The sequence below is a fragment of the Streptomyces sp. CO7 genome, assembly GCF_053474865.1.
In genome coordinates this window covers 1,191,390-1,200,396 of the sequence record NZ_JBRIOU010000002.1, presented here as the reverse complement: position 1 = coordinate 1,200,396, position 9,007 = coordinate 1,191,390, and the positions used below count along the sequence as shown (strand labels likewise).

Here is a 9,007-nt window from a genome sequence, read left to right as displayed (position 1 = left end):
CCCTTACCTTTCGCAGGCCCGTGTCGTCGAGCTGTCGAGACCATATCGACGCGCTGCCCGAGGGCGGAAAAGGGGACTGTGACATGGCCACTGAGGTGACGGCGACCGCGGGGCGCGGCTCCTCGTTCCTGCGGATCGCGATAGCGCTGCAGACGGCGACGATCTTCCTGCAGGCGGTGTCCGCCGGGCTGCTGCTGACCGAGCCGTACGGGGAGACGCTGCACGGCGTGGGGGCGCGGGTGATGTACGGGGCGTCGATGCTGTACCTGCTCGCGGCGGTGCTGGCGTGGAAGCCGGGGGGCGGTCCGCTCCGCCCGGTGTGGCACGCGACGGGCTTCCTGGTCCTCGCCTCGGTCCAGGTGGTGCTCGGCGTCGCCCACGTGCCGTCCGTCCATCTCCCCCTGGGCGTCGCCATGTTCGGCCTGAGTGTGCTGGCGCTCGTCCGGCGCTGACCCGGCGTCTTCGGCATACTCGGCCAGGACCGGGCCGGCTACGGCTCCGGCGTCGTGGCCGAGCGAGTACGAGCACTGGGAGACCCGGATGTCGCTGATCCTGCCCGACTTCTCCTCGTCCGTGGTGGTCCGCGCGGCGGACGCCGAGGTCACCGGCCGCCTGCCCACGGCCATCGCGCTGCTGGCCGACAGCAGCGCGACCGGCGGAGCGCTGTCCGTCGTGCGCGCCACCCTGACCGGCGGGGCCGACGGCGCCCGGCCGCACCGTCACGACAACTCGGCGGAGATGTTCTTCATGGTGTCCGGGACGGCCCGGCTGCTGTCCGGCGACGAGGTGGTCACCGCCGGGCCCGGCGACCTCGTGGTCGTCCCGCCCGGCATGCCGCACGCCTTCGCCGCGCCGCCGGGGCACGACGCGGACATCCTCGTCGTCATCACGCCCGGGGTGGAACGCTTCGACTACTTCCGCCATCTGCAGCGCATCGCCGTCGGCGAGGCTCCCCCGGAGAGCCTGCTCGACGTCCAGGAGCGCTACGACACCCATTTCCTGCGCAGCAGGGCCTGGGAGGAGGAGCGGGCCGACGCCCGGAAGCGGGAACGCTGAGGCGGCGGGAGGAGGACCGGGAGGCGGATCCGATACCCCGTGGCGTCCGGGCGCCGTGGCCGTCCACACTGCGCCCCATGACGTTCCTGCACACCAATCCACTTTTCGGCAGGCTCGACGGCGCGGAGCGGATCCTCGTCGCGGGCGCGGGCGGCGGCTTCGACGTCTACGCGGGGCTGCCCGTCGCGCTGTCCCTCCAGCACCAGGGCAAGGAGGTGCATCTCGCGAACCTCTCGTTCACCGAGCTCACCGCGCTGCCCGCCGACGACTGGGTGGCCGAGAACCTGGCCGCGGTCACTCCGGACTGCGTCCTGCCGGGCGACTACTTTCCCGAGCGGACGCTGGCCCGCTGGCTGGACCTGCACCGCCGTCCGTCCACGGTGTACGCCTTCCCCAGGACGGGGGTGCGCCCGCTGCGGGACGCCTACCGGGCGCTGATCGACCGGCACGACATCGACGCGGTGGTGCTGGTCGACGGCGGCACCGACATCCTGATGCGCGGCGACGAGGCCGGACTGGGCACCCCGGAGGAGGACATGGCCTCCGTGGCGGCGCTCGCCGCGCTGGAGGAGGTGCCCGTGCGGCTGGTGGTCTCGGTCGGCTTCGGCGTGGACGCGTACCACGGCGTCAACCACGTGCAGGTGCTGGAGAACATCGCGGCGCTGGAGCGCGACGGCGGGTACCTGGGCGCGTTCTCGATCCCGCGCGCGTCCCGGGAGGGCGCCCTCTACCTCGACGCGGTGGAGCACGCCCGGCGGCACACGCCGGACCACCCGAGCATCGTCAACGGGTCGATCGCCGCCGCGGTGCGCGGGGACTTCGGTGACGTCCGGTTCACCGAGCGGACCAAGGGCAGCGAGCTCTTCGTGAACCCGCTGATGTCCCTGTGCTTCGTCGTCGATCTGCCCGCCCTGGCGGCCCGGTGCCTGTACCTGGACCGCATCGAGGAGACCCATCTGATGCGGCAGGTCCACTCACGCATCGCGGAGTTCCGGGACACGGTGATCGCGCGGCCGCCCCGCCGCTTCCCGCACTGAGGGGTCACCCGGTCCCGCGAAAAAGGCGCCGCCGGCCGGGTCCGTTCGGCCACGCGCTGGAAAGCCTCCCTGTGTTCTTTCCGCCACCCGCCCTCCGAAAGGGACCGCATGCAGCCCGACGACTCCTTACTCGTCCTGGATCCCACCGGCTCGGACGCGCACGCCGAACACCGGGCGCTGCACGCCCGGGGCCCGGCCACACCCGTCGACGTCCTCGGCGTGCGGGCCTGGTCGGTCTCCGACCCCCACCTGCTGAAGAGGCTTCTGGTGGGCAAGGACCTCTCCAAGGACGCCCGCGCCCACTGGCCCGACTTCGCCGCTGTCACGCCGACCTGGCCGCTGGCCCTGTGGGTCTCGGTGCGGAACATGTTCACGGCCTACGGCGGCGATCACCGGCGCCTGCGCCGGCTGGTCTCCTCCGCCTTCGGCGCCCGGCCCGTCGGCGCGCTCGCCCCGACCGTGGAGCACCTCGTCACGCGTCTGCTGGACGACGTCGCGGACAGCGGTGACGAGGTCGTCGACCTGCGGGAGAAGCTGGCCTTCCCGCTGCCGATCGCGGTGATCGCCCAGCTCATGGGCGTCCCCGAGGATCAGCGTGCCGGTTTCCGCAGCCTCGTCGACGGCGTGTTCACCACCACGCTCAGCCGCGAGGAGGCCACCGCGAACGCCGTCTCGCTCTACCAGGCGCTCGACGAGCTGATCGCGAGGAAGCGCGTCGCACCGGCCGACGACATGACCTCCTTCCTGATCGCCGCCCGCGACGAGGAGGGCGACGACCGCGGCCTCAGCGACGTGGAACTGCGCGACACGCTCCTGCTGATGATCAGCGCCGGGTACGAGACCACCGGCAACGCCGTCGACCGGGCGGTCACCCTGCTGCTCACCCACCCCGACCAGCTGGCCCACGTCCGTGAGGGCCACGTCGGCTGGGCGGACGTGGTCGAGGAGTCCCTGCGTCTCGAGCCGGCGGTGAAGCACCTGCCGCTCCGTTACGCCGTCGTCGACGTCCCCCTCCCCGACGGGCGGGTGATCCCCAAGGGGGACCCGGTCCTCGCCTCCTACGCCGCTGCCAACCGGCACCCCTCCTGGCATCCCGATCCGGACGCGTTCGACGTCACCCGGACCGCCAAGGAGCACCTGGCCTTCGGTCACGGCGTGCACTTCTGCCTGGGCGCTCCCCTGGCCCGGCTGGAGGTCGCCACCGCGCTGAGGCTGTTGTTCGCACGGTTCCCGGACATGACGCTGGCCGTCCCGGAGGAGGAGCTGCGTCCGGTGCCCTCCCTCATCAGCAACGGGCACGAGCGCCTGCCCGTACTCCTGCACGGCCCGGGGTAGAGGCACCGGGCCGGCCGGGAAGACCCACGCGGCGCGGGTCGACGCCCGTGCCGCGTGCGGCTTCAGCGCGGGGCCGTCCCGGTGGTGGCCGGTCCCGGTCCCGGCCGGAGGTCGCACCGGGCGGGTGGACGGGCGCCGTCCGTGCCTCGGAGCGTCACCGGCACGCTGCCCGCGGCGCTCTGCGCGTACGCCGCCGTGCAGACGAGCTGCCGTTCCGCGCGTGCGGTGAGATCGTCGACGGACGCCGACAGGCCGAGCTCCAGGCTGCCGTCGGACACCGTGACGGTCGTGAGGGTCCTCGGTCCGGGCAGCGACGGGTCGTTGCCCAGGCCCGCGCCGCTCTCCGGCGGGGCCGGCCCGCTCAGCAGCGCGGCGACCGTGTCCTCGACGGAGGGTGGCGCGACCTCCGCGGCGCCGTCCGGCATCTGCTGCCCCGCTGCGTACGCGTCGTCGCCATCGGGTGCACCGTCGTCGACGATCCGGGGCGAGGGGACCAGCTGACCGTCCGGGGACAGGAAGAAGAGAAGCATCCTGACCTGACGAGCGGGAAGCACGTCGATCGTCGCGCCGCCGCCCGCCTCGATGACGTCCGTCTCCTGGATGCCGCACGCGGTGAGCGGGAGCAGCGCCGCGAGCGCGGCGGCCGCGCGCAGGCGCGCCCTCATGCCGTGGCCCCCTTCGTGCCGCCGGGCGCCCGACCCGCTCGCGCCGTCGCCCCGCCCGCGCCAGGCGCCTGCCCGCCGTCGTCCGCGCCGGATCCGGACGCGCCGGATCCGTCCGTGCCGGCGGGCCCGCCGAGCGGGATCTCCACCGTGAGGACGGCGCCACCGGCCGGTCCGTTCCCGGCGCGCACCGTCCCGCCGTGCAGCCGGGCGTTCTCCTGCGTGATCGCGAGACCGAGGCCGCTGCCCGCCGACCGGGTACGGGCCGCCTCGGCCTTGTAGAACCGGTCGAAGATGTGCGGCAGCACGTCCGGCCGGATGCCGGGCCCGCTGTCGGCGACCTCGACGACCAGCATGTCCGCCCCGTCGGCGGCCCTCCGGGTGTCCAGGCGCACGGTGACCGGTTCGGAGCCGTGCCGCAGGGCGTTGCCGACGAGGTTGGCGACCACCACGTCGAACCGGCGCGGGTCCAGACGGGCCCGGATCCCCTCGGGCAGTTCGGTGCGCACGCGGTCGGCCCAGTGCCGGTGCAGGAGGGTTCTGCGGATCGTCTCCCCGGCGTCGACCTCGTCGGCGTTCAGCTCGGCCGCGCGGGCGTCGAAGCGGGAGATCTCCATCAGATCCTCCACCAGTACGGCCAGCTTGCCCGTCTCCGCGCTGACCAGCCGTACGGCCCGGGCGGTGTCCGGGTCGAGGCCTTCCGCGTCCTCGTCGAGAACCTCGGTGACGGCGAGCATCCCGGCGAGCGGGGTGCGCAGTTCGTGCGAGACGTCGGAGGCGAAACGGCGGGCGCGCGCCTCGGCCTGTCGCAGTTCGTCGACCGACCTCTCCAGTTCTGCCGCCGACTCGTTGAAGGTGCGCGCCAGATCCGCCAGTTCGTCCCTCCCGGAGACCTTGATCCGCGCGTCGAGCCGCCCGCTGCCCATCGAGCGGGCGGCTTCGCGCAGCTCCCGGACCGGGCGCAGCACTCCGCGCGCGGCGATCAGCGCGGGGACGAGGGCGATGACGAGACCGGGCAGGGCGCCGTCACGGGCGGCGCCGACCAGTGCCTCGACACCGGCCTGCTCGTCGTGCATCGGCATCACGGCGAAGAGGACCAGCCCGGTCGGCATGCTCCCGCCCGCGCCGGTCCTCGTCAGGACGGGAACGGCGATCGTGAGGTAGGGGACACCGCCCTTGACCACCCTCTCGAAGCTGCTGTGCGACGTCGTCAGGGCGGCGCGGCGCAGGCCGGAGGTGATGACGGAGGAGGTGGGACGGGTGCTGGAGGAGACCCGCAGCGAGCCGTACTCGGCGAACACGATCCATGGGTGCGGCTTCGCCTTGCTCGCGATGACGTACAGCTGTTCGCGCAGCGTCTCCGGATCGACGGGCAGCGCGGGCGCGAGCGTTCCCACCTGTTCGCGGAAGGAGGCGACCGCGGTGTCCTGGGCGCTGACGAGGACGGCGTTGCGCGCCTCGCGGTAGGTGAGGGCGGCGGTCGTCCCCGCGCTGACGGCGGCGACCAGCAGGAACGCCAGGACGAGCCGGGTGCGCAGTCCGAAGCGGGCGATCCGGCGCAGGCGCGTGCGAGCGGCGGTCACAGGGGTCCGAAGCGGTAGCCGAAGCCCCGAAGGGTCTGTATGTAGCGAGGGCTGCCGGGGGTGTCCTCGATCTTGTTGCGCAGCCTGCGGACGCACGCGTCGACGAGGCGGGCGTCGCCGTGGTAGCTGTGCTCCCAGACGTGCTCGAGCAGTTGCTGGCGGCTGAACACCTGCTCCGGCGCGGCGGTGAGGTGGAGCAGCAGCTTCATCTCGGAGGGGGCGAGTGCGAGACGTGCCCCGGACTTGGCCACGGTGAGGCCGGCCCGGTCCACGGCGAGGTCTCCGTGGAACTCGACGGCCGGCCGGCCGCTGCCCGGGGGGTCGATCCTGCGCAGCACGGCCCGGATGCGGGCGTCGATCACCTCGGTGCGGGCCGGTTTGACGATGTAGTCGTCGGCGCCGGCCTCGAGGCCGACGACGACGTCGAAGTCGTCGCCGCGGGCGGTGAGCACGATGATGGGCAGCTGGCTGTCCTCCCGTACCCGGTGGCATACCTGGACCCCGTTCATGCCGGGCAGCATCAGGTCCAGCAGGAGCAGGTCGGGCCGGAACTCACGCAGTGCGGCCAGGCCGGCCTCCCCGGTGGCGGCCGTGCGGACCTCGTGGCCGCGGCGGCGCAGGCCCAGTTCGACGCCCTCCCGCACGGAGGGGTCGTCTTCGATCAGCAGCACGCGGGGCATGTGCGGGGTATCCCTGACAGTCGGAGGCGGGCGGGTTCTGGAAGCTTCACGTCCGCCGGGGGTTCCACGGTTCCCGTGACCTGTCACCGGCGCGCCAGGCAGGCCTGGAAGGCGCGGTACAGCGCGTGGTTGGCCGCGCCGTCCGTCGGTCTGTCCCACTCCCCCAGAGTTTCGACGACCTCGCCGCCGGTGCCGAGCTTCCAGCGCAGGAGCCCGTACGGACGGTCGTCGGGGTCGAGGGTGGGGGGTACCCCGCGCATGTCGTAGACGTCGGCTCCCTGGGCGTGGGCATCGAGCAGCATGCGCCACTGCAGCAGGTTGGAGGGCCGGACCTCGCGGCGGTGGTCGGCGGAGGCGCCGGTCTGGTACCAGACCCGACGGCCGACGCGGATCATGGTGTGGGCGGCGAGGACCTCGCCTTCGTGCCGCGCCAGGTAGAGCCGCATGCGGCCCGGCTCCTCACCGTTGAGGGCCGCGTACTGCCGCTCGTAGTACCGCAGGGACCGCCCCAGGCGGAACCCGTCGCGCTCCTCGGTGATACGCAGCAACCGGTGGAACTCCGGCAGGTCGGCGGCGCTGCCGACGACCACCTCGACGCCCGACTTCCGCGCCCGGCGGACGTTGCGCCGCCACTCCTGGTTGAGTGAGGACCACAGGTCGTCCCGGGTGCGCCCGGCGAGCGGTATGCGGAAGACGTGGCGCGGCTGCGCGTCCCCGTCGTCCTCGCCGCCGCACCGGTTCCAGCCGCGGGCCCGCAGCCGCTCGGCGACGGCGGTGCCCAGCGGGTCCACCTCGCTCGCGAGCACGTCGGAGAGCCTGCGGCCCGGCCCGGTCGCCGACTTGAGACGCTCCGCGCTCCAGCGACGGTACGCGGGCGAGGGACCGATCCGCACCGCGAACGCCCCCGCCGCGCGCAGGTGCCTCAGCAGCGGTCCGAGCCAGCCGTCGATGCCCGGGTCGGCCCAGTCGGCGACCGGCCCTTCAGGGAGGTAGGCGAAGTACTTGCGCGTGCCCGGCAGTTGACGCAGCAGGACCAGCGCGACCCCGTTGAGCCGGCCGGCCGCCGGATCGGGGCCCCAGCCGACCGTCCGGGCACGCCAGCCGTCCTTGACCTGCGCCCAGGACGGGCACTGCAGGAAGCCGGCGCCCAGTTCCGAGCCGGCGTCGGAGGAGAGGAACGAGCGGTAGGTCTCGGCGGTGATGGGCCGCAGCGGGGTTTCCTGGCCGCGGGCGGCCGTCATGAGTGACGCTGACACGGCGTGAGCCTTTCTGTGGGATGCGGAGGATGCTCACAGCCGCCCGTGACCGCCGCGCGCGGTGAATGTGACCGGACCATGACCGTTGCTCCGCAATCGCCGTCACATGGCCCGCACCCCCGCTCACCTGCGTGTCCTCGGCCCTACAGTCGCCGTGACCCACCCGAACCACCATGGACGGAGGCTCCGTTGAGCCAGATACGTGTGCGCATCGCGGCGGTGGCGGTGCTGTTGGCGCCGCTCGCCGCCTGCTCCGCCGGAGCGGGGCCGAGCAGGACGGCGGAGGACGCGAAGAACGGCGGCACCCGGGCCGCGGAGGACCGTCCGGCGGCGGTGACGGTGACGCCGAAGGGCGACGGTGTACGGCCCGGCGGCACGGTGCGGGTCACCTCGGCGGGCGGCACGCTCACCTCGGTCAGGGTGACCGACGACGAGGGCCGCGAACTCGTCGGTGAGATCACCGTCGACGGCACGCGGTGGGCCTCGGAGCGCAAGGCCGTCCCCGGCACCTCGTACACGGTCACCGCCGTGACCAGGACGAAGGCCGGCACGACGAGGACCACCACGTCCGGGTTCGCCACGGCCGGGGCCGACAAGGTCAACAAGGTGGACTGGCGGCCCGGCGCGGACACCACCGTCGGCATCGCCCAGCCGGTCTCCCTCGTCTTCGACAACCCGGTCACCGACAAGGCCGCCGTCGAGCGGCAGTTGAGGCTCACCACCTCGAACGGCACCGACGGCTCCTGGGCCTGGCTGGAGGACCACTCCGGACGCGACCGGATCGACTGGCGCCCCAGGCGGTACTGGGAGCCCGGCACGAAGGTCACTCTCGAGGCCGAACTGAGCATCACCGACTCCGGGGAGGGCGGCTGGTTCGTCCGGTACTACACCACCCGCTTCACCGTCGGGACGGGCCAGGTCGTCAAGGTCGACCTCGACAGCAAGCAGCTCACCCTGGAGCGGGACGGGAAGGCGGTCCGCACGATCCCGGTCTCCGGCGGGACCCCGGGCGGCGACAAGCGCTCCTGGCGCGGCACCGCGGTGCTGATGGCGAAGGAGGGCACGATCAACATGAACTCCGAGACGGTCGGGCTCGCCGACGCCTACGACAAGATGGTCGACAAGTCGATGCGGCTGACCTGGTCCGGTATGTACGCCCATGCCGCGCCGTGGAACGACAGGTGGTTCGGCAGGGCGAACATGAGCTCCGGCTGCATCGGCATGAGCGACGCGAACGCCGCCTGGTTCTACGACCAGGTCCGTCCGGGTGACCCGTTCGAGATCAAGGGCAAGGACACCAAGGGCGTCGTCGCACCGGGCAACGGCTTCGGCGCGTGGAACGTGCCGTGGGACGAGTGGCGGGCCCGCAGCGCGCTGCGCTGACCCGCCCCCCGGCCC

Annotated in this window: 9 protein-coding genes; 5 read left to right on the top strand and 4 right to left on the bottom strand. The window is 73.0% G+C overall.

The window, feature by feature from the left end:
• The first annotated feature begins 83 nt into the window (after window positions 1–83).
• The 4 genes from ACOV8S_RS07405 (at window position 84) to ACOV8S_RS07390 (ending at window position 3,428) form a co-directional block, all read left to right on the top strand.
• Window positions 84–452, top strand: coding sequence for a hypothetical protein (locus ACOV8S_RS07405; RefSeq protein ID WP_448316831.1), 369 nt, complete (start codon window positions 84–86; stop codon window positions 450–452).
• A gap of 88 nt (window positions 453–540) precedes the next feature.
• The gene (locus ACOV8S_RS07400) at window positions 541–1,056 is read left to right on the top strand and encodes a cupin domain-containing protein (RefSeq protein ID WP_448316829.1); all 516 of its coding nucleotides are present in this window, start codon (window positions 541–543) and stop codon (window positions 1,054–1,056) included.
• A gap of 77 nt (window positions 1,057–1,133) precedes the next feature.
• On the top strand, window positions 1,134–2,093 hold the full coding sequence (locus ACOV8S_RS07395; RefSeq protein ID WP_448316828.1) for a DUF1152 domain-containing protein: 960 nt from the start codon (window positions 1,134–1,136) through the stop codon (window positions 2,091–2,093).
• A gap of 108 nt (window positions 2,094–2,201) precedes the next feature.
• On the top strand, window positions 2,202–3,428 hold the full coding sequence (locus tag ACOV8S_RS07390) for a cytochrome P450 family protein (RefSeq protein ID WP_448316827.1): 1,227 nt from the start codon (window positions 2,202–2,204) through the stop codon (window positions 3,426–3,428).
• Between the two features lie 62 nt (window positions 3,429–3,490).
• Here ACOV8S_RS07390 and ACOV8S_RS07385 read toward each other — a convergent pair whose 3' ends face one another.
• The 4 genes from ACOV8S_RS07385 to ACOV8S_RS07370 form a co-directional block, all read right to left on the bottom strand.
• On the bottom strand, window positions 3,491–4,093 hold the full coding sequence (locus ACOV8S_RS07385; protein WP_448316826.1) for a hypothetical protein: 603 nt from the start codon (window positions 4,091–4,093) through the stop codon (window positions 3,491–3,493).
• The gene (locus ACOV8S_RS07380) at window positions 4,090–5,673 is read right to left on the bottom strand and encodes an ATP-binding protein (protein ID WP_448316825.1); all 1,584 of its coding nucleotides are present in this window, start codon (window positions 5,671–5,673) and stop codon (window positions 4,090–4,092) included. Before ACOV8S_RS07380 ends, ACOV8S_RS07385 begins: the two co-directional genes overlap by 4 nt.
• Entirely contained in the window at window positions 5,670–6,353 is a 684-nt protein-coding gene (locus tag ACOV8S_RS07375) for a response regulator transcription factor (protein ID WP_448316824.1), read from the bottom strand. Before ACOV8S_RS07375 ends, ACOV8S_RS07380 begins: the two co-directional genes overlap by 4 nt.
• Before the next feature lie 83 nt (window positions 6,354–6,436).
• Window positions 6,437–7,594 (bottom strand): lipid II:glycine glycyltransferase FemX, encoded by a 1,158-nt coding sequence (locus tag ACOV8S_RS07370; protein ID WP_448317388.1) that lies wholly within the window; start codon window positions 7,592–7,594, stop codon window positions 6,437–6,439.
• A gap of 204 nt (window positions 7,595–7,798) precedes the next feature.
• On the opposite strand from ACOV8S_RS07370, the gene ACOV8S_RS07365 reads away from it, so the two are divergent.
• On the top strand, window positions 7,799–8,992 hold the full coding sequence (locus tag ACOV8S_RS07365; RefSeq protein WP_448316823.1) for an Ig-like domain-containing protein: 1,194 nt from the start codon (window positions 7,799–7,801) through the stop codon (window positions 8,990–8,992).
• The last annotated feature ends 15 nt before the right edge of the window (window positions 8,993–9,007 follow it).